Raw genomic sequence first — 20,663 nt, 5'->3', positions numbered from 1 at the left:
AGGTGTAGACAGGCGCGATCGTGAGACTGACTGCAGATTGCTGACAAGGTGTGTCTCATTTTTAGCCGGATGCGGTACGGCCTACAATCCTGGCCGGGCGTCCACTATTAAATGATTACTCATTACCCCATTGATTCAAGAACTCTGCGATCTCATCAATGTGCGCGGGATTAATCCCTGCTTCAGCGGCCATTTCATGCTGGGCTTCTTCGCTGATCTCTTCATTGTTCATCAAACGGGTGAGCAGTAACTGGAAGTAGTGGGCCAGCGCCGTGCGCTCAGATTCTGCGACAGATTTTGCGCATTCGCTCGCGTATTCATCGGCAATATCGAAATATTTCAGTGGGATATCGTGGTTCATGGTTTACCCTGGGGTTAATGCGTTAAGCATAGGGGCGGATGATAGCACTCGTGATCCGGGTCATACATCTTTTTATAGATAACGGCGCTGCGCACCGCCAGTGCGCCAGGCTGCGTCTGGCGAAACCCGTATCATGCACTAGCTGACAGTATATTGAATTTAAACGGTTTTGTTGGTCGAACAGGACGTTTACGCCGCATCCGGCAAGTGACATTGCCTAACCCCGCTAAATCTGGTGCTTTTTCAACAATGCGCGGAACTGATGATAGGTTAATCCCAGTAATTCAGCCGCGCGTTTCTGGTTATATTTCCCCTGTTGCAAACTGAGCTGAAGTAACTCTTTTTCCTGCAGCATCTGAAATTCGCGCAAATCCACCGGCAACGCCGGAAGTGATGTCGTTTCTGAAACGGCGATAGCTTCTTCCGGTGGACGCTGTTTAAAGGGATCAATAATGATGTCATCAAGCGGATAATCGCTGGTGCCGTGGCGATATACCGAACGTTCCACCACGTTTTTCAATTCACGAATATTTCCCGGCCAGCGATAATTTAGCAGCGTTTCTCTGGCGCGTTCCGTAAAACCCGGGAATAGAGGCAGTTTGATTTCCCGACACATTTGGATGGCAAAGTGTTCCGCCATCAGCATAATATCGCCTTCACGCTCACGCAGCGGCGGCAGTTGCACCACGTCGAAAGCCAGACGGTCGAGCAGGTCGGCGCGAAAAGTGCCTTCATTGACCATCGCCGGAAGGTCGGCGTTCGTGGCACATACCAGCCGCACATTGACCTGTAATGGCTGACTACCGCCGACGCGTTCCAGTTCACCATACTCGATCACGCGCAACAATTTTTCCTGCACCATCATCGGTGCCGTAGCGAGTTCATCAAGAAACAACGTGCCGCCGTCTGCGCGTTCAAATCGTCCCGGATGACGTTTTTGCGCGCCGGTAAACGCGCCAGCTTCATGGCCAAACAGTTCGGAATCCAGCAGATTTTCATTTAACGCCGCGCAGTTAAGAGAAATAAACGGCCCTTGCCAACGCGAAGAAAGGTAGTGCAGGCGGCTGGCGATCAACTCTTTACCGGTGCCGCGCTCGCCAATAATCAACACTGGTTTGTCCAGCGGCGCGAGATGCGAAACCTGTTCCAGCACTTCGAGAAAGCTGTTCGCTTCACCGAGTAAGTTATCTTTGTATTCAGCCATGATGAAATTCGCCACTTGTTAGTGTAATTCGCTAATTCATCCTGGCATGTTGCTGTTGAATCTTCAATCAGATCTTTATAAATCAAAAAGATAAAAATTGGCACGCAAATTGTATTAACAGTTCAGCAGGACAATCCTGAACAAAGAAATCAAGAGGACAACATTATGGGTATTTTTTCTCGCTTTGCCGACATCGTGAATGCCAACATCAACGCCCTTTTAGAGAAGGCGGAAGACCCGCAGAAACTGGTGCGTCTGATGATCCAGGAGATGGAAGACACTTTGGTTGAAGTGCGTTCTACTTCGGCGCGTGCGCTGGCGGAAAAGAAACAACTGACTCGCCGGATTGAACAAGCGTCGGCTCGTGAAGTTGAGTGGCAGGAAAAAGCCGAACTGGCACTGCTGAAAGAGAGAGAAGATCTGGCGCGTGCAGCGTTAATTGAAAAACAGAAACTGACCGATCTGATTAAGTCCCTGGAACATGAAGTGACGTTGGTGGACGATACGCTGGCGCGCATGAAGAAAGAGATAGGCGAACTGGAAAACAAGTTGAGCGAAACCCGCGCTCGCCAGCAGGCATTAATGCTGCGTCATCAGGCGGCGAATTCGTCGCGCGATGTGCGCCGTCAGTTGGATAGCGGAAAACTTGATGAAGCGATGGCGCGTTTCGAATCTTTCGAACGTCGTATCGACCAGATGGAAGCAGAAGCAGAAAGCCACAGCTTTGGTAAACAACGATCGCTGGATGAGCAATTTGCTGAACTGAAAGCCGATGACGCAATCAGCGAGCAACTGGCGCAATTAAAAGCCAAAATGAAGCAAGATAATCAATAATAACACCCCAGGCGGCGTCTGAACGCGCCGCCGCTCATCGTCTAAGGAGTATTTATGAGCGCGCTATTTCTGGCTATTCCGTTAACCATTTTTGTGCTGTTTGTTTTGCCTATCTGGTTATGGCTGCATTACAGCAACCGCTCCAGCCGCGGTGAATTGTCGCAAAGTGAACAGCAGCGATTAGCGCAACTGGCAGATGAGGCAAAACGGATGCGTGAGCGTATTCAGGCGCTGGAGTCCATTCTTGATGCAGAACATCCGAACTGGAGGGATCGCTAATGGCGGGTATTAATCTCAATAAAAAATTATGGCGCATCCCACAACAGGGCATGGTGCGTGGTGTCTGCGCAGGGATTGCCAATTATTTTGATGTGCCCGTAAAACTGGTGCGTATTCTCGTGGTGCTGTCGATATTCTTCGGCCTGGCGCTGTTTACCCTGGTCGCTTACATCATCTTGTCATTTGCCCTTGACCCGATGCCGGACAACATGGCGTATGGTAAACAACAACCTTCCAGCAGCGAATTGCTGGATGAAGTCGACCGTGAACTGGCGGCCAGTGAAACGCGTTTACGCGAGATGGAACGTTATGTCACTTCCGACACTTTCTCGCTACGTAGTCGTTTCCGTCAACTGTGAGGAAAGTCATGAATATTCGCTGGCAACAGGCCGGGCAAAAGGTGAAGCCTGGTTTCAAATTAGCAGGCAAGCTGGTACTTCTTACCGCACTGTGCTACGGCCCGGCGGGCGTTGCTGGTTGGGCGATAAAATCTGTTGCTCGTCGGCCGCTGAAAATGTTGCTGGCTGTGGCGCTGGAACCGCTGTTAAGTCGGGCCGCTAATAAACTGGCACAGCGCTATAAAAGGTGAGGGGAGTTTCGCAAAAATTGTTAAATCTCAGGCGTATAATGGATAGCAATTTTCATCCATAGAAGGACGCTTACATGTTTAAAAAATGGTTACTAGCGCTGACGCTGGCGTTTTCACTGCCTGTTTTTGCCGCTGAACACTGGATCGATGTTCGTATTCCAGAACAGTATCAGCAAGAGCACGTTCAGGGAGCCATCAATATTCCCCTGAAGGAAGTGAAAGAGCGTATTGCCACCGCCGTTCCGGATAAAAACGACACCGTTAAAGTGTATTGCAACGCAGGGCGTCAGTCCGGACAGGCAAAAGAAATCCTCAGCGAAATGGGGTACACCCACGTTGAAAACGCCGGTGGTCTTAAAGATATTGAGATGCCGAAGGTCAAAGGTTAAAAGAATTACTCATTGAGCGGTGTAAATAACACCGCTTATTTATTTGATAAATCAAAATTAACCCACATTATTACCTCCAGCATCTCATCCTTTCTACAGCTTTCTGGCACAGGACAGCAATGAAGCGACTCAAAAATGAACTTAATGCGCTGGTGAATCGTGGTGTCGACAGGCACTTGCGACTGGCCGTAACCGGTCTTAGCCGCAGTGGGAAAACAGCGTTTATCACCGCGATGGTTAATCAGTTGCTCAATATTCATGCCGGAGCACGTTTGCCGCTATTAAGTGCGGTGCGTGAAGATCGTCTGCTGGGCGTAAAACGCATTCCCCAGCGTGACTTTGGCATTCCGCGCTTCACCTATGATGAAGGTCTGGCGCAATTATATGGCGATCCTCCGGCCTGGCCGACGCCAACGCGCGGCGTCAGCGAAATCCGCCTGGCATTGCGTTATAAATCGAATGATTCGCTGCTGCGTCATTTCAAGGACACCTCCACGTTGTATCTGGAGATTGTTGATTATCCCGGCGAGTGGCTACTCGATTTGCCAATGCTGGCACAGGATTATTTAAGCTGGTCGCGGCAGATGACGGGCTTGCTTAATGGTCAGCGTGGCGAGTGGTCGGCAAAATGGCGGATGATGTGCGAAGGGCTGGACCCGTTAGCTCCTGCCGACGAAAATCGTCTTGCGGATATTGCCGCCGCGTGGACCGATTATCTCCACCATTGCAAGCAGCAGGGGCTGCACTTTATCCAGCCTGGTCGCTTTGTCTTGCCTAGCGATATGGCGGGAGCGCCTGCGTTGCAGTTCTTCCCGTGGCCGGATGTTGACGCCTGGGGTGAGTCCAAACTGGCACAGGCCGATAAACACACCAACGCCGGGATGCTGCGTGAGCGGTATAACTATTACTGCGAGAAAGTGGTGAAAGGTTTCTATAAGAATCACTTTCTGCGCTTCGACCGCCAGATTGTACTGGTGGATTGCCTGCAACCGCTCAACAGTGGTCCGCAGGCTTTTAACGATATGCGCCTGGCGCTGACGCAACTGATGCAGAGTTTTCATTATGGGCAGCGCACGCTGTTCCGGCGCTTGTTCTCGCCGGTTATCGACAAATTACTGTTTGCTGCGACGAAAGCGGACCATGTGACCATCGATCAGCACGCCAATATGGTTTCATTACTGCAACAACTGATTCAGGACGCCTGGCAAAATGCGGCGTTTGAAGGGATCAGCATGGATTGTCTGGGGCTGGCCTCAGTTCAGGCGACCACCAGCGGCATTATCGACGTTAACGGTGAGAAAATTCCGGCGCTGCGCGGCAATCGATTGAGCGATGGCGCACCGCTCACTGTTTATCCTGGCGAAGTTCCCGCACGTTTGCCCGGTCAGGCGTTCTGGGATAAGCAAGGTTTCCAGTTTGAGGCGTTTCGTCCGCAGGTAATGGATGTCGACAAACCGCTGCCGCATATTCGTCTTGATGCCGCGCTGGAATTTTTAATAGGAGATAAATTGCGATGACCGAACCGTTAAAACCACGTATTGATTTCGACGGTCCGCTGGAGGTCGATCAGAACCCTAAATTCAGGGCGCAGCAGACCTTTGACGAAAGTCAGGCGCAAAATTTTGCACCGGCGACGCTCGACGCAGCACAGGAAGAAGAAGGGCAAGTTGAAGCGGTGATGGATGCCGCATTACGCCCGAAACGCAGTCTGTGGCGCAAAATGGTGATGGGCGGGCTGACGCTGTTTGGCGTGAGCGTTGTTGGTCAGGGGGTGCAGTGGACGATGAATGCCTGGCAAACCCAGGACTGGGTGGCGCTGGGCGGTTGTGCCGCTGGGGCATTGATCATCGGTGCTGGCGTTGGCTCTGTGGTGACGGAGTGGCGGCGGTTATGGCGCTTGCGCCAGCGTGCTCATGAGCGTGATGAAGCGCGAGATTTGCTGCATAGCCACGGTACTGGAAAAGGGCGAGTTTTTTGTGAAAAGCTGGCGCAGCAGGCGGGGATCGATCAGTCGCATCCGGCGCTGCAACGCTGGTATGCCTCGATCCATGAAACGCAGAACGATCGCGAAGTCGTCAGTTTGTATGCCCATCTGGTTCAGCCGGTGCTGGATGCGCAGGCGCGCCGCGAAATCAGCCGTTCAGCGGCAGAATCTACGCTGATGATTGCCGTCAGTCCGCTGGCGCTGGTGGATATGGCGTTTATTGCCTGGCGCAATCTGCGGTTGATTAATCGCATCGCCACGCTGTATGGCATTGAACTGGGTTATTACAGCCGTTTGCGTCTGTTTAAACTGGTGCTGCTGAATATCGCTTTCGCCGGGGCCAGTGAACTGGTGCGCGAAGTGGGGATGGACTGGATGTCGCAGGATCTCGCAGCACGCTTGTCGACGCGCGCTGCCCAGGGAATTGGTGCCGGGCTACTGACTGCGCGTCTGGGAATTAAAGCTATGGAACTTTGCCGTCCGTTGCCGTGGATTGACGATGACAAACCCCGTCTGGGTGATTTCCGTCGTCAGCTTATCGGTCAGGTAAAAGAGACGCTGCAAAAGGGCAAAACGCCCAGCGAAAAATAACGCAATATCGGGTACTGATCGGATATCTTTACGCCGAAGTGCCCGTTTATTCGTCTTTGTGTCAATGTTTGTTGACAGAAACCTTCCTGCCACTCGAATAGTGTCATATCATCATATTAATTGTTCTTTTTTCAGGTGAAGGTTCCCATGCGTCTGGAAGTCTTTTGTGAAGACCGACTCGGTCTGACCCGCGAATTACTCGATCTACTAGTACTAAGAGGCATCGATTTACGCGGTATTGAGATTGACCCAATCGGGCGGATTTACCTTAATTTTGCCGAGCTGGATTTTGACAGTTTCAGCAGCCTGATGGCGGAAATTCGCCGTATAGCAGGTGTTACCGATGTACGCACGGTGTCGTGGATGCCTTCCGAGCGTGAACATCTGGCGCTGAGCGCATTGCTTGAGGCATTGCCTGAACCCGTGCTTTCTGTCGATATGAAAAGCAAAGTGGACATGGCGAATCCCGCGAGTTGTCAGCTATTTGGTCAGAAACTTGAGCGTTTACGCAATCATACCGCTGCGCAATTGATTAACGGATTTAATTTTTTACGTTGGCTGGAGAGTGACCCGCAGGATTCGCATAACGAACATGTGGTGATCAACGGGCAGAATTTCTTGATGGAGATAACGCCGGTCTATCTTCAGGATGAAAATGACCAGCACGTTTTGACTGGTGCTGTGGTGATGCTGCGTTCGACGATTCGTATGGGGCGTCAGTTGCAAAATGTGGCTGCGCAGGACGTCAGCGCCTTTAGCCAGATTGTCGCCGTTAGCTCGAAAATGAAACACGTTGTCGAGCAGGCGCAAAAACTGGCGATGTTAAGCGCGCCGCTACTGATCACGGGTGACACGGGTACAGGCAAAGATCTCTTTGCTTATGCCTGTCATCAAGCCAGCCCTCGTGCCGGTAAACCTTATCTGGCGCTGAACTGTGCATCTATTCCGGAAGATGCCGTTGAGAGCGAACTGTTTGGGCATGCCCCGGAAGGGAAGAAAGGGTTCTTTGAGCAAGCGAACGGCGGTTCGGTGCTGCTGGATGAGATTGGTGAGATGTCGCCACGGATGCAGGCTAAACTGCTGCGTTTCCTCAATGATGGCACCTTCCGTCGGGTTGGCGAAGATCATGAAGTGCATGTTGATGTGCGGGTGATTTGCGCGACGCAGAAGAATTTGGTTGAGCTGGTGCAAAAAGGCGTATTTCGGGAAGATCTCTATTATCGCCTGAACGTGTTGACGCTGAATCTGCCGCCGTTGCGTGACTGCCCGCAGGATATCATGCCGTTAACCGAATTGTTCGTCGCGCGCTTTGCCGACGAGCAGGGAGTGCCGCGTCCGAAATTGGCTGCCGATCTGAATACCGTGCTGACACGTTATGGTTGGCCGGGTAACGTGAGGCAATTGAAAAATGCGATTTACCGTGCACTAACGCAACTGGATGGCTACGAACTGCGCCCACAAGATATTTTGCTGCCAGATTATGACGCTGCTACCGTCCCTGTGGGGGAAGATGCGATGGAAGGTTCGCTGGATGAGATCACCAGCCGATTTGAACGATCGGTATTAACCCAGCTTTATCGCAATTACCCCAGCACGCGCAAACTGGCAAAACGTCTGGGTGTTTCCCATACCGCGATTGCCAACAAATTGCGTGAATACGGCCTGAGTCAGAAGAAGAGCGAAGAGTAAACACGTAAAATGCCTGATGGCGCAATACCATCAGGCATAATAACTTACGCTTTCAGTACAGCCAGAGCTGCGTCGTAATCCGGCTCGGTGGTGATTTCATTCACCAGTTGGCTGAAAATCACATTGTCATTTTCATCAATTACGACAACTGCGCGCGCTGCCAGACCTTTCAAGGGGCCTTCAGCGATCTCAACACCGTAAGCTTTCAGGAATTCGCTATTACGGAAAGTGGAAAGGGTGATTACATTGTTCAGACCTTCCGCACCGCAGAAACGAGACTGGGCGAATGGCAGATCGGCAGAAATACACAGTACAACGGTGTTATCGATTTCTGTCGCCAGTTGGTTAAACTTACGTACTGATGCGGCGCAAACACCGGTATCAATACTCGGGAAAATGTTCAGCACTTTGCGTTTACCCGCAAACTGACCGAGGGTGACGTCAGACAGATCTTTTGCCACGAGAGTAAAAGTCTGCGCTTTGCTACCCACTTGCGGGATGGAATTGGCGACTGTAACCGGGTTGCCCTGGAAATGAACGATTTGTGACATGATTATCTTTCCTGTTTACATATAGTTAACGTCACATCTAGTTTATGCTAACTGTCAATAACACAGCAAACGCTATTTGCGCTTAATCCGCAAACCACCGCGGCAACAAGGAGTAAAGATGAGAACCGTAAAGGTATTTGAGGAGGCCTGGCCGTTACATTCCCCGTTTGTGATTGCGCGAGGTAGCCGTAGTGAAGCGCGTGTGGTGGTGGTTGAACTGGAAGAGGATGGTGTTAAAGGCGTAGGGGAATGTACTCCCTATCCGCGCTACGGTGAAAGTGATGCTTCGGTAATGGCGCAAATTATGAGTGTTGTGCCGCAACTGGAAAAAGGACTGACACGAGAAGAGTTGCAAAAAATTTTGCCCGCTGGTGCGGCACGCAATGCGCTGGATTGTGCGTTGTGGGATCTCTGTGCGCGTAAACAGCAGCAGACGTTAGCTGAATTTATCGGCATAACGCTTCCCGACACTATTACCACGGCGCAGACAGTGGTTATTGGTACGCCGGATCAGATGGCCAGCAGTGCATCAGCACTCTGGCAGGCGGGGGCGAAATTGCTGAAAGTGAAGCTGGATAACCATCTTATTAGCGAGCGGATGGTGGCGATCCGCGCAGCGGTTCCGGATGCGACGTTGATTGTTGATGCTAATGAATCCTGGCGCGCGGAAGGGTTGGCGGCGCAATGTCAGTTGTTGGCTGATTTAGGCGTCGCTATGCTGGAACAGCCGCTCCCGGCACAGGACGATGCGGCGCTGGAGAATTTTATTCATCCGTTACCCATTTGTGCTGATGAAAGCTGCCATACCCGCAGTAACCTGAAGGCGCTGCAAGGGCGCTATGAGATGGTTAACATCAAACTCGATAAAACCGGCGGGCTAACAGAAGCGCTGGCGTTGGCGACCGAAGCGCGTGCACAAGGTTTTAGCCTGATGTTGGGCTGCATGCTATGTACTTCACGCGCCATTAGCGCCGTTTTACCGCTGGTGCCGCAGGTCAGTTTTGCTGATCTTGATGGCCCGACCTGGTTGGCGGTGGATGTGGAGCCGCCGCTACAGTTTACGACCGGCGAATTGCATCTTTAGGATGCCAACGCAGTAAATTCGCCATTGCAAAGAGATACTTTTCGCTGGCTTCATCTGAGGAGACAGGCGGAAACTCGGCGGTAATACAGTGCAAGTTCAGATCAGCACACCAACTGCCGAAGGAGCCGGGCGTTTCATAGCCGACGCTGGTCACCAGCGGTAATTCAAACGCCTGAGCCAGCCATTCACCTAATTCACTGTGCCTGGGATCTTCAATACAAGCCAGCGGATCGTGAAAAGAGACTATCCAGGCGGGTTGGATACGATGAATGAGCTGGCACAACGCCTGGGTTTCAGGTTCTGAGCCTGGTTTATCTCCGGTCAGCAAGACCACGTCGCGCTTTTCGGCGGCGCTGTTCCAGCGGTACACCGTTTCACCTTCTTTCCAGTTCGCTGCAGGAAAGTTTCTGTTCAAATCCACACCATTAGCATTGGCTCGTAAACCAAGCTGGCAACCGTCAGGATTCACACAGAGCACGACATGATGGCGGCGCAGAGAAGGGGTTAATGTGCGTAATGCGCAGGAGAGGGTGACGACGGAAGAATTTTCGTCGCCGTGGGTGCCAGCCAGAATCAACCCACTTTCGCTGCTGGCTGCAGACGCCGGAAACCAGATCAATGGTGCACCTAATAATGAACGTCCGTAATGTTCGGTTCCTGGCGGAAAAGCGCCCCGTTCGGCGCGCGGGCGGGTCACGGTCATAATCGTCTCGAATATAAGAAGTATTACAGGCAGTGTTGTGCAAATTTTGCGGATTATCAAATCCTTTTCGACAACGATATGTTATCGATCCTTTATCACTTTTTTACCGGAAGTTATTTGCATTTCTTCAAGGAGAAACAAATAATTACGCATCAATCTTAACATCGTTTTGAGGGTATCTTATGAAGCACTCTGTTTCAGTCACTTGTTGTGCGCTGTTAGTCAGCAGCATTTCCCTGTCGTATGCTGCAGATGTTCCGGGCGGCACAGTACTGGCAGAGAAACAGGAGTTGGTGCGCCACATTAAAGATGAGCCTGCATCATTAGACCCCGCGAAAGCCGTGGGTTTGCCAGAGATTCAGGTCATTCGCGATTTGTTTGAAGGGTTGGTGAATCAGAACGAGAAAGGCGAGATTGTGCCTGGCGTTGCTACCCAGTGGAAAAGTAATGACAACCGCATCTGGACTTTTACCCTGCGCGATAACGCCAAATGGGCCGATGGTACACCGGTAACGGCACAGGATTTTGTCTATAGCTGGCAGCGTCTGGTGGATCCGAAAACGTTGTCTCCGTTTGCCTGGTTTGCCGCACTGGCTGGAATCAACAACGCCCAGGCAATTATTGATGGTAAGGCTACGCCAGCTCAACTTGGCGTCACCGCTGTTGATGCCCATACTCTGAAAATTCAGCTTGATAAACCGTTGCCCTGGTTTGTGAATTTAACCGCTAACTTTGCTTTTTTCCCGGTGCAAAAAGCCAACGTTGAAAGTGGTAAAGAGTGGACGAAGCCCGGGAATTTGATCGGCAATGGTGCTTATGTACTTAAAGAGCGCGTAGTAAATGAAAAGCTGGTCGTCGTGCCGAATACCCATTATTGGGATAACGCTAAAACGGTGCTGCAGAAAGTGACTTTCCTGCCAATTAACCAGGAGTCCGCCGCGACCAAGCGCTATCTTGCAGGTGATATTGATATCACTGAATCCTTCCCAAAAAATATGTATCAGAAACTACTGAAGGATATTCCAGGGCAGGTTTATACGCCGCCGCAGTTGGGGACGTATTATTATGCATTTAACACGCAAAAAGGGCCAACGGCAGATCAACGTGTCCGTCTGGCATTAAGCATGACGATTGATCGTCGTCTGATGGCAGAAAAAGTATTAGGTACAGGTGAAAAGCCGGCATGGCATTTTACGCCAGATGTTACCGCCGGATTTACGCCAGAACCTTCGCCGTTTGAGCAAATGAGTCAGGAAGAACTGAATGCCCAGGCGAAAACATTGTTGAGCGCTGCCGGATATGGTCCACAGAAACCGTTGAAACTTACACTGCTGTATAACACTTCGGAAAATCACCAGAAAATTGCTATTGCCGTCGCGTCGATGTGGAAAAAGAATCTTGGTGTAGATGTCAAATTACAAAATCAGGAATGGAAAACCTATATCGATAGTCGTAACACCGGTAACTTTGATGTTATTCGCGCCTCGTGGGTCGGGGATTATAATGAACCATCGACTTTCTTGACGCTGTTAACATCAACGCACTCAGGGAATATTTCACGTTTTAACAATCCGGCATACGACAAGGTACTGGCTCAGGCATCGACTGAAAATACCGTTAAAGCGCGCAACGCCGATTACAACGCGGCAGAGAAAATCCTGATAGAACAAGCACCGATTGCGCCGATTTATCAATATACTAATGGTCGGTTAATCAAACCGTGGTTGAAAGGTTATCCAATTAATAACCCGGAAGATGTGGCGTATAGTCGGACTATGTATATAGTGAAGCATTAATATGATGTCATCTGGCGCGGTTAAGCGCGCCAGATTTAACAATCCCGATAAAATCCCTTCTTTTTTTAAATCCTCCCTATAAAAAATCATTCCAACGATGGAATTTTGAAATTTTCTGGCAATATCGAACATAAATAATAATCAAATGTTTTATTTGTCAGGTGTATTACATACGCTGAATATAAGCTGTGCTTTACTTTTCTTTACAACGTAAAGTGAATTGCATTCCTGGTGAAATATCTTCATTAGAAAACAGACATACAGCTAAAAAATGGGGTGGTAAAATGAAAAAACTTTCAGCTATTCCGTTAGTTATCTCGTTATTATTCATTAATTATTCCTCTTTAACGCTGGCCGCAGAATCACTGCCCGATGCCTCATCGCTGGGACTGGAAAACTTAACGAATGATCTCTCCCGGCAAGAATTGTTTGTGAAAATTCTGGAATCGGATCCTTCGCGTGATAAAGAGTTTGATTCCTTTGCTGTAAAAAAATATTTTAAATTTCCGGCTGATGTTGCTTACGATTCAGTATTGAATCAACCACGACCCAGTTCTTTATTTGGTGTGGATATCAGCCATCATAACGGCAGGAACTTCCCGATCGAACTGTTGGCAAAAAATAAGTCTGTGTTCTTGTATATGAAGTCCAGTCAAGGAACACGTTATGTTGATCCTGAATTCGCCGGCTTTTGGCAGCGGGCCGGCGATACTGAACGAGGGATAAAACTTCACCGTGGAGCCTACCACTTTCTTTCCAGCGGTACACCGGCAGACGACGCAGAATTGTGGGGACGCAAGCAGGCAATGACGTTTGTCAAAGTTATCAAAGCTAACGGTGGGCTAAGGGCGACAGACATGCCACCGGCAGTGGATGTTGAGTGGGATGTGGATTCATTAACGGGTAAGGACCGCTGGCAGAAGCGCAAACCTGCGGAAATTATAACAATGATCAAGGCTTTTACCGCGCAGGTAGAAGCCGATTTAGGGCGTAAACCGGTTATCTACACTGCACGTGCGTGGTGGAAAGATGCCGTTGGTGGGGAAAATAGTTTCGCCCAGGTCGCAGAACATAAACTGTGGCTGGCTGATTACTCTAATCAGGCACAGGCCAGTGAAACCCCGCGTTCAATTAACCAGACAAAATGGGCAATCTGGCAGTTTACCGATGCTGCACAGCTTAATTTGGGATCGAGTAAGAAATTCGATGCCAGTATTTATAAAGGACCGACTGCTGAGTTTTATTCCACTCTTGGTGTTCAGGAGTTTTAAATTATGAATAAACGATGGCTAATTTTATGTAAATCGGCCCTTGGGCTGTTCATTGCAGGAATATCACTGGGAATGACTGACGTCCTGGCAGATGATATTTGCAAAAATGGTGCAATGGTCCCTGATGAATATTGTCATTTTTTTATCCATTATGGCTCTGAGAACCCTGGGAGACTGGATATCCGAATTAGTGACGCATTAAAAATACCTGATCAGGATGCAGCAAAAACTCGCTCCATCGGGTTGATTATTGCAATTTCAAAATATCCACTTTTGCATGAGGATATTCCTGCCGCAGCGGTAGATGGCCAAAGAATGGCTGATTTTCTTATCAACGGACAGAAGTTTGATGAGGTTATTTTATTAAAAGATCAGGATGCATCGCTGGATAATATTAATTATTTTTTGAAAGAATATCTACCTGCCAGAGGGACGATGTTTGATAAAAAAGCCCGTTTGTTAATTGCTTATTCAGGACATGGGCGTTTTGGTACTCAAAATGGTAATTCTGATAAAGCACCGGCATTTGTTTTGAGTAATGCTACAGATATCGATGGTTCAAAAGGGATGTATGAAATGCCAGCGCTGAATGCACAGCTTAATATTCTGGCAAAGCGTTATTTCCATGTTCTGACTTTAGTCAATGCTTGCTTTGGTTCTGGCTTGTATGGCATGACCATCGGAGCGGGTAACTCTAACTCGTACAGTAATCCGGGTGCGTATGCAATAGCTGCCGGTGACGATAAAACAGAGGTTTACTCGCTGGATGCAAAGCGCGGAAGTGTCTTTTTTGATACAATTATCAAAGGGGTAACGAATGGTGTTGCCGACGAACGTTTTGGTAAGTCATATATGGTAAAGGTAGATGGTAAGAAAGAATACTATGCCGGAATAACCAGAACGTTGAGTTTATTTATCTATGTTAACGATAATATTCAGATATTAATGAAAAGCTGGATGAACAAGGGAAGGGGTTACATTTAAGTGATGCCTGGATTGGTGCAACAGAAATACCCGCAGGCCCTGGGGGATTCTTCTTCATCAATGAGCCTGCGGCAAGTCGTCTGGATAATAAGACTCAACTGGCTGCGGGAAAAGCAGGAGAGTTTACTAATATCGATGTGGCATCATTCTCTATTGATAAGCCAGATTCTTCCCCCGCAGATAATCAAGAAAAAGATAATAAATCAATTGAGATTCCTTATGGTCCCGTAAGTGCAATTCCCAATCGTCCTGATATTCGTATTTTTAAAACGCCGGAGATTTATCCGATCCATGGACATGATATTTCATCTAATGATGGTGAGATCGACTGGAAATTGTTTCAGGAAAAATCGTCTGCGCGTTTTGTATATACGAGAGTAGTTGGCTGGAGAGGTCCAGATTCATCATTTAAGTCTCACTGGAAACAATTAGCTGATTCCAAATTTGACCGTGGAGGTTATTTCAAATTTGATTTTTGTCGCACTCCTGAAGCACAACTGGAAACGGCAAAAAGCCTCCTGTCTGCTGATCCAAATATGTTACCGCCCGGTATTTTATTGGTAAATCCTGAAGGTGAAGATACAACTCAACTAGCCTGTTTTAAAAAATCGGGAATGGCGAAAGCACGTAATGATATTTTGCACTTTGCTGGTCTGGTCTATCAAAATTATCATAAGACCCCCATATTTTATGGCAATCATAATAATCTGTCCCACTTCATGGATAGTCGATTCGAGCAGTATATGGTGTGGATGGGGTATTGGGGACAAGCTGGCGTGAAGCTTGAGGGGCGCAATCCCTGGACGCTTTGGCAATATTCAGGGAATGAAACTGTACCGGGGATCGGCCACAGCACTGAGTCGGAAGTTTTCTTTGGTACTGAAGAACAGTATGTTCAGTTTAAAGCGGGTGAGAATAATGTAGCACTGGCTGCTGTTAATTGAAAAAATAAATAAGACTGGATGGCAAATATGTATATCGCCATCCAGTTTCTACGGGTTGTTACTTCATCTGATCCGGCGGTGTAATATTATCCATATACAACGTCTGGCTTGGGAAGGCAAAATCTGCGCCATGCGACTGTACAATATCGATAATCTTCAAATAAACATCCTGTTGGACTGCCAGCCATTCGGCCCATACCGTGGTTTTGGTAAAGCAATAAACCATGATATTTAATGACGAGTCAGCAAACTGGTTGAAATAGACCAGTAAGGTTTGTCGCTGATCGATGTCGGGGTGATTTTTCAGCATTTCGCGTACAGCTTCGACAACGGCACCCACTTTTGCCGCGTCTTCATAACGTAAACCGATGGTCGTAGTAATACGACGGTTGGTCATGCGTCCCGGGTTTTCTACGCTGATAGACGAAAACAGCGAGTTTGGCACGTACAGAGGACGGTGATCAAAGGTGTTTATTTTAGTGATACGCCAGCCAATTTCTGCCACCGTACCTTCGATATTTCTGTCCGGTGAACGGATCCAGTCGCCAATGCTAAAGGGGCGATCGAAATAGAGCATAATCCCGGAAAAGAAGTTACTCAAAATATCTTTACCGGCCATACCGACAGCAAGACCACCAATACCACCGAAGGTCAGCAACCCGGAAAGGCTCATACCAAAATGTTCACCGTAAAGCAGAACAATCACCACAATTATGCAGATTTTGATGATACGTGACATAATCCGCGCACTGGTGATATCACGGCCTTTTTTTATCTGTTGTTTTTCAAACTGGTTAATCAGAAGGAATAACTTAACCGTCAGAATAAGCGCAATCAGTGACGTACAAATAAAATCAACGGCGTCTGGTGTGATAAATTTGAGTTTGTAATTTTCAATGACATAATTAATGATGCTGCCAACAGCACTAATAATTATGGTGTAGATCAAAAATTGAACCGCATGGAATAAGAATCCTTTCTTGTTACGATTCCCACGACGAAACAAAAAGCTCATCAGAATCAATGCTGCGCAGCTACCGAAAATAATGACCAGATTAAGCGCATTATTTGTAAACAGTTCAGCGATCATTGTTTTATCAGGCTCCTCCAGATTGGTTGAAGTCATGCCGGAAACCCCTGGCGGGGCTATTTTACCGCGACAAATGATTCATATCATCAATAGTAAGGGAAGGAAGTAGCAACATCAGCGAATTGATCAATAGATTGATGATATAAACGTCAACAATCTGACGCCTTCAGAGCAGACAACGACAAAATGTCATGGTATTGTTACGCATAAGTAACAGAGAGTTTGTTTGCACAAGGATTACATTATGATCATGATGAAATTAAAGTCAGCGAGGGGAAGAAAGTTTCTCTTAGGCTTGTTGGCGGTTTTTATTATTGCGGCGTCGGTGGTGACTCGCGCAACCATTGGTGGTGTTATTGAACAATATAATATTCCGCTGTCTGACTGGACGACATCAATGTATGTGATTCAATCTTCGATGATTTTCGTGTACAGCCTGGTTTTTACCGTGTTGCTGGCAATCCCGCTGGGAATTTATTTCCTCGGCGGCGATGAGAAATAAGCAAGAAGAAAAGGCCCGAAGTATCGGGCCTCGTGAGTAATTAAAGAACGATTAATCGTCGTCGTCTTCTTCTTCGTCATCCAGTTCAACAGGCGTCTGGTATTGATCGGGTTTGATTACCAGCAGGTCGCAACGGAGATGATCAATCACCTGTTCCGCCGTATTGCCAAGGAATGCCGCGGAAATTCCGGTTCGTCCTACGGTGCCAAGAACGACAATTCCTGCCTGCAAATGTTCCGCCAGATCAGGAATCACTTCTTCCGGCAGACCTTTTTCGACGTGCGTCATGTTTTCATTAATACCGAATTTCTGCCGCAGGGCTTTCATCGCCAGCAAATGTTGTCCGCGGATAGCGTCGTTATAAACGCTTGGATCAAATTCCGGCAGCTCAATAGCAATATTAATAGGAGTAACGGGATACGCGCCAACCAGATGGACTTCGGTGTGATTCACCTGTGCAGCCAGTTCAATCGTCTCTTTCACCAGTTTTTCATTGAGAGCATTATGATACGGCTCTTCGCTGGCGAGATTTACTGCCACCAACGCCTTACCGCCTTCCGGCCACGGTTGATCTTTCACCATCCACACCGGACTTGGGCATTTACGCAACAGATGCCAGTCGGTAGGGGTAAAGATAACCGCTTCCAGACGATCATGTTGGTGTGCCATTTTCAGGACTAAATCGTGCCCACCGCTGACCACTTCCTGAATGATGGCTTCGAAAGGACGGTTATGCCAGACCACTTTGATTTCAATGGGGACGCCAGCGTTAAGATAATATTTCGCCTGCTCGTGTATCCACGCAGTTCGCTGACTGATAACACCCTGACGCATGGCGGTGCGCTCGTCCGGGGAGAGCAGGGTAGTCATTTCGTATGAGAAATCATAAATCGGCAAAAAAGCTTTAATTTTGCCACCAATCCGTTGATGTAAATAAACAGCTCGCCGTAATGCTGGTTGATCGTCCTGGTTAGGATCGATAACAACGAGCATGTTCTGATACATAGCCATACAGGGTCTCCTTACAACAACTGTCAATGCAGTTTGTAATTAAAAGATTAACCCATATCTGGTGAATGAAACAGTGATGAACCTTCTGCCAGATCAATAAATCAGAAAAATTTAATGATATGACAGAAGGATAGTCGATTATGCGGAAAAATCAGGCGACGTTGCGCGTATGACCAGCAAGCAGGGCCAGCGCATCGTTATTTTCGATGGTGATGTATTTACCTTTGACTGCCAGCATGCCGCTTTTTTGGAAGCGTCCCAGCAGACGGCTGATGGTTTCTACCGTCAGGCCCAGGTAGTTGCCGATATCGCCACGAGTCATCGTCAGGCGGAATTCACGAGGGGAGAAGCCGCGTTGGGCAAAACGACGGGACAGGTTGTAGATAAAAGCAGCCAGACGTTCTTCTGCATTTTTCTTCGACAGCAGCAGAATCATGTCCTGATCGCCTTTAATTTCACCGCTCATCAGACGCATCATCTGCTGACGCAGATTCGGCATTTTACCAGACAGATCGTCCAGTGTTTCGAACGGGATTTCACATACCATTGACGTTTCCAGCGCCTGGGCGAAGCTAGGGTGATGACCGCTGCCAATAGCGTCAAAACCTACCAGATCGCCTGCTAAATGGAAGCCAGTGATTTGCTCGTCGCCTTGCTCTGTGATGGTATAACTTTTAATCGTACCGGAGCGGATGGCATAAAGCGATTTAAGTTCATCACCAGCCTTAAACAGCGTCTGGCCTTTCTGAATAGGCTTCTTTCGCTCAATGATATTATCAAGCTGATCAAGCTCATGTTCGTTTAGTGTGAACGGGATGCAAAGCTGACTGATGCTGCAATCCTGGCAATGGATAGCACAACCGCCAGACTGAATGCGCCGTATAATTCGCTTTTCCGGGATCATAGGTCTGCTCAAGCCGTAATTGATATTTGTCAATTTTAACATCTTTTTAGGGAGCAAGTAAGTCTAAGCAAACCTTAACAGCGGAGAATTCCGATAATAGATGTAAATATATATCTATCTACTTGAAAATTCTTAAATTATTAAGGATGGCTTTACATAAAACTGTGAGCAAACCGGCACAAATTGTTTAAGGTCTACAGCAGTAGATAGCCTTCATGGCGCAATAACCACTCTTTTCGCTGCACTCCGCCTGCATATCCGGTCATCGTGCCGTTTCGTCCAATAACCCGGTGGCAAGGTACGACAATACTGATCGGATTTGAACCGTTCGCCGCGCCAACGGCGCGCGCTGCGCCCGGACGACCCAGATGTTCTGCCAGTTGACCGTAATGCATTACCTGGCCACAAGGAATAGTGCGCAATGTTTTCCACACTTCCCGCTGAAATGGAGTACCACCAGTAGCGGTAGGAAGGGTATCAATAATGCTAAGATTACCGGCAAAATAGTCGCGAAGTTTGTCGCTAAGACCGCCGGGATTGGTTGCGGAAATTCGCTCATAACCTTCTTTGCGATAATGGATGTCCAGCAATTGCACCATGCGATCACTGTACTCTTCCCATTCAACCGCCCGCAGACGGAATTGTTCATCGCAAATCACCCATAGTGGACCCAATGGGGTGGCAATTTTTTCTTCAAGTAATCTCAGCATCCGTTCTCTCTCAAGACAAACGTGGGTAAAACCCGGACTAATCAGTAGACCGACAAGATACCATGCCAGCAATATCAGCAGCCATACCACCAAGAATATAAGAGGAGACAGTAAGGCTAACAAATTGTAGGTATCCAGTTTGGCGGCTGGCTTATATCGTTGCAGAAGTCAGAGAAACAGAGATATTAGTGCTGATGGTTATATAGAGGTGCAAACAATGCAAAAAAGGGGGCAGGCAGCCACTGCTGATCGCGTTTTTAGTCTGCGAATGTGATTATCTTCTGCGCACGCATAAAAAAATAGAGCCTGTCGACATCCGCCAGACTCTACAGTACACACAGCAGTGCATCCGCGTCTTTATTCCGGCCTGGGTTCCTGTCTGCCGGTGACAGTGTTATAACGGTTTTACCACTCTGTTGCCAATTTTCTTCAGTGACCGGTTTCACGAAAATATAAGTTAAATCAGCCGCTATACAACTGAGTCATCATGCATTAATGCTTCGCCGTAATATATGTTGTTCCTAATCTGCATACGGGAAATTGCGCCAGACCGTTGTCGGCCTGATGGGGCACAGTTATTATATCGCGCTCTGTATTGCGTGAGGATGCTACATGAACCCTGACGACAAATCGCTGTTTCTTGACGCCATGGAAGATGTCCAGCCACTGAAATGCGCTACTGATGTCTACTGGCATCCAACGCGTAACCAACGTGCGCCGCAGCGTATAGATACGCTGCAACTTGATAATTTTCTCACCACCGGATTTCTTGACATTATTCCACTAACCCAGCCGCTGGAATTTCGTCGGGAAGGGTTGCAACATGGGGTGATTGATAAGCTACGCAGCGGCAAATATCCGCAGCAGGCCAGCCTGAATTTACTGCGCCAGCCGGTGGAGGAGTGCCGTAAAATGGTATTCAGTTTTATTCATCAGGCGCTGGCGGACGGCTTGCGAAATGTGCTTATTATTCATGGCAAAGGGCGGGAAGATAAATCACACGCGAATATTATTCGTAGCTATGTGGCGCGTTGGCTGACGGAGTTCGAAGACGTACAGGCCTATTGCACCGCACTACCGCATCATGGCGGTAGCGGGGCATGTTACGTCGCGCTGCGTAAAACGGTGCAGGCGAAGCTGGAAAACTGGGAACGCCACGCTAAACGTAGTCGATAATTAAATGACGCTTCCGC

23 protein-coding genes and 1 pseudogene are annotated in these 20,663 nt (G+C 48.3%); 15 read left to right on the top strand and 9 right to left on the bottom strand.

The features are described from left to right. Positions 1-115: 115 nt before the first annotated feature. A complete protein-coding gene (locus tag C1192_RS05550; protein WP_001015094.1) occupies positions 116-361 on the bottom strand; it encodes a YmjA family protein in 246 nt (81 codons plus the stop codon). Positions 362-587: 226 nt separating this feature from the next. Further along, on the bottom strand, positions 588-1,565 hold the full coding sequence (gene pspF, locus C1192_RS05545) for a phage shock protein operon transcriptional activator (RefSeq protein ID WP_001516479.1): 978 nt from the start codon (positions 1,563-1,565) through the stop codon (positions 588-590). A gap of 165 nt (positions 1,566-1,730) precedes the next feature. Between pspF and pspA the strand changes: the two genes are divergently transcribed. The 8 genes from pspA (at position 1,731) to tyrR (ending at position 7,920) form a co-directional block, all read left to right on the top strand. Then, on the top strand, positions 1,731-2,399 hold the full coding sequence (gene pspA, locus C1192_RS05540) for a phage shock protein PspA (RefSeq protein ID WP_000511027.1): 669 nt from the start codon (positions 1,731-1,733) through the stop codon (positions 2,397-2,399). Between the two features lie 54 nt (positions 2,400-2,453). Next, complete coding sequence (gene pspB / locus C1192_RS05535) at positions 2,454-2,678, top strand: envelope stress response membrane protein PspB (protein WP_001274965.1); 225 nt, start codon at positions 2,454-2,456, stop codon at positions 2,676-2,678. Continuing rightward, positions 2,678-3,037, top strand: a complete 360-nt coding sequence (pspC, locus tag C1192_RS05530; protein ID WP_038354519.1) for an envelope stress response membrane protein PspC — start codon at positions 2,678-2,680, stop codon at positions 3,035-3,037. The genes pspB and pspC overlap by 1 nt, the downstream gene beginning before the upstream one ends. 8 nt (positions 3,038-3,045) lie before the next feature. Then, on the top strand, positions 3,046-3,267 hold the full coding sequence (gene pspD / locus C1192_RS05525) for a phage shock protein PspD (protein WP_038354518.1): 222 nt from the start codon (positions 3,046-3,048) through the stop codon (positions 3,265-3,267). A 74-nt stretch (positions 3,268-3,341) separates the two neighbouring features. Beyond that, the gene (gene pspE, locus C1192_RS05520) at positions 3,342-3,656 is read left to right on the top strand and encodes a thiosulfate sulfurtransferase PspE (RefSeq protein WP_038354517.1); all 315 of its coding nucleotides are present in this window, start codon (positions 3,342-3,344) and stop codon (positions 3,654-3,656) included. Between the two features lie 119 nt (positions 3,657-3,775). After that, positions 3,776-5,173: a YcjX family GTP-binding protein gene (locus C1192_RS05515; RefSeq protein ID WP_038354516.1), complete on the top strand. Its 1,398-nt coding sequence runs from the start codon at positions 3,776-3,778 to the stop codon at positions 5,171-5,173. Beyond that, positions 5,170-6,231 carry a YcjF family protein gene (locus C1192_RS05510; RefSeq protein WP_000138736.1) on the top strand — a complete coding sequence of 354 codons (1,062 nt, stop codon included), beginning with the start codon at positions 5,170-5,172 and terminating at the stop codon, positions 6,229-6,231. Before C1192_RS05515 ends, C1192_RS05510 begins: the two co-directional genes overlap by 4 nt. Positions 6,232-6,378: 147 nt before the next feature. Further along, entirely contained in the window at positions 6,379-7,920 is a 1,542-nt protein-coding gene (tyrR, locus tag C1192_RS05505; protein ID WP_001516475.1) for a transcriptional regulator TyrR, read from the top strand. Between the two features lie 44 nt (positions 7,921-7,964). On the opposite strand, the gene tpx is transcribed toward tyrR, so the two are convergent. Beyond that, positions 7,965-8,471 carry a thiol peroxidase gene (tpx, locus tag C1192_RS05500; protein ID WP_000078458.1) on the bottom strand — a complete coding sequence of 169 codons (507 nt, stop codon included), beginning with the start codon at positions 8,469-8,471 and terminating at the stop codon, positions 7,965-7,967. A gap of 118 nt (positions 8,472-8,589) precedes the next feature. Between tpx and ycjG the strand changes: the two genes are divergently transcribed. Further along, on the top strand, positions 8,590-9,555 hold the full coding sequence (ycjG, locus tag C1192_RS05495) for an L-Ala-D/L-Glu epimerase (protein WP_038354515.1): 966 nt from the start codon (positions 8,590-8,592) through the stop codon (positions 9,553-9,555). Here ycjG and mpaA read toward each other — a convergent pair. Then, on the bottom strand, positions 9,530-10,258 hold the full coding sequence (gene mpaA, locus C1192_RS05490) for a murein tripeptide amidase MpaA (RefSeq protein ID WP_001516472.1): 729 nt from the start codon (positions 10,256-10,258) through the stop codon (positions 9,530-9,532). The two genes, ycjG and mpaA, sit on opposite strands and share 26 nt — an antisense overlap. A 182-nt stretch (positions 10,259-10,440) precedes the next feature. Between mpaA and mppA the strand changes: the two genes are divergently transcribed. The 4 genes from mppA to C1192_RS25625 all read left to right on the top strand — a co-directional run bounded on the left by mppA (position 10,441) and on the right by C1192_RS25625 (position 15,253). Further along, positions 10,441-12,054, top strand: coding sequence for a murein tripeptide ABC transporter substrate-binding protein MppA (gene mppA / locus C1192_RS05485; protein ID WP_016262045.1), 1,614 nt, complete (start codon positions 10,441-10,443; stop codon positions 12,052-12,054). A 188-nt stretch (positions 12,055-12,242) separates the two neighbouring features. Next, on the top strand, positions 12,243-13,325 hold the full coding sequence (locus C1192_RS05480; protein ID WP_233432056.1) for a glycoside hydrolase family 25 protein: 1,083 nt from the start codon (positions 12,243-12,245) through the stop codon (positions 13,323-13,325). Positions 13,326-13,328: 3 nt separating this feature from the next. Further along, positions 13,329-14,309, top strand: a complete 981-nt coding sequence (locus C1192_RS25630; protein ID WP_241482939.1) for a caspase family protein — start codon at positions 13,329-13,331, stop codon at positions 14,307-14,309. Between the two features lie 137 nt (positions 14,310-14,446). Next, positions 14,447-15,253, top strand: coding sequence for a glycoside hydrolase family 25 protein (locus C1192_RS25625; RefSeq protein ID WP_241482938.1), 807 nt, complete (start codon positions 14,447-14,449; stop codon positions 15,251-15,253). Between the two features lie 58 nt (positions 15,254-15,311). Here C1192_RS25625 and ynaI read toward each other — a convergent pair whose 3' ends face one another. After that, entirely contained in the window at positions 15,312-16,343 is a 1,032-nt protein-coding gene (gene ynaI / locus C1192_RS05470) for a low conductance mechanosensitive channel YnaI (protein ID WP_001516470.1), read from the bottom strand. Between the two features lie 244 nt (positions 16,344-16,587). On the opposite strand from ynaI, the gene C1192_RS05465 reads away from it, so the two are divergent. Further along, entirely contained in the window at positions 16,588-16,845 is a 258-nt protein-coding gene (locus tag C1192_RS05465; protein WP_000605648.1) for a DUF2534 family protein, read from the top strand. Between the two features lie 51 nt (positions 16,846-16,896). Here the strand turns inward: C1192_RS05465 and uspE are convergent, their stop codons facing one another. The 4 genes and pseudogenes from uspE to C1192_RS26040 form a co-directional block, all read right to left on the bottom strand. Then, on the bottom strand, positions 16,897-17,856 hold the full coding sequence (uspE, locus tag C1192_RS05460) for a universal stress protein UspE (RefSeq protein WP_001516469.1): 960 nt from the start codon (positions 17,854-17,856) through the stop codon (positions 16,897-16,899). A gap of 151 nt (positions 17,857-18,007) precedes the next feature. Then, entirely contained in the window at positions 18,008-18,760 is a 753-nt protein-coding gene (gene fnr / locus C1192_RS05455; RefSeq protein WP_000611910.1) for a fumarate/nitrate reduction transcriptional regulator Fnr, read from the bottom strand. A gap of 194 nt (positions 18,761-18,954) precedes the next feature. Continuing rightward, positions 18,955-19,470 (bottom strand): methylated-DNA--[protein]-cysteine S-methyltransferase, encoded by a 516-nt coding sequence (ogt, locus tag C1192_RS05450; RefSeq protein WP_001516468.1) that lies wholly within the window; start codon positions 19,468-19,470, stop codon positions 18,955-18,957. A 10-nt stretch (positions 19,471-19,480) separates the two neighbouring features. Then, positions 19,481-19,635, bottom strand: a pseudogene (locus C1192_RS26040) (p-aminobenzoyl-glutamate transporter); the annotation flags it as partial. Between the two features lie 447 nt (positions 19,636-20,082). On the opposite strand from C1192_RS26040, the gene smrA reads away from it, so the two are divergent. Next, positions 20,083-20,646, top strand: coding sequence for a DNA endonuclease SmrA (gene smrA, locus C1192_RS05445; protein WP_038354513.1), 564 nt, complete (start codon positions 20,083-20,085; stop codon positions 20,644-20,646). The last annotated feature ends 17 nt before the right edge of the window (positions 20,647-20,663 follow it).

Origin of the sequence: Escherichia marmotae (assembly GCF_002900365.1) — a bacterium.
Lineage (GTDB): Bacteria > Pseudomonadota > Gammaproteobacteria > Enterobacterales > Enterobacteriaceae > Escherichia > Escherichia marmotae.
The sequence above is the reverse complement of the archived record's forward strand: the minus strand, read 5'-3'. Positions and strand labels throughout refer to the sequence as shown.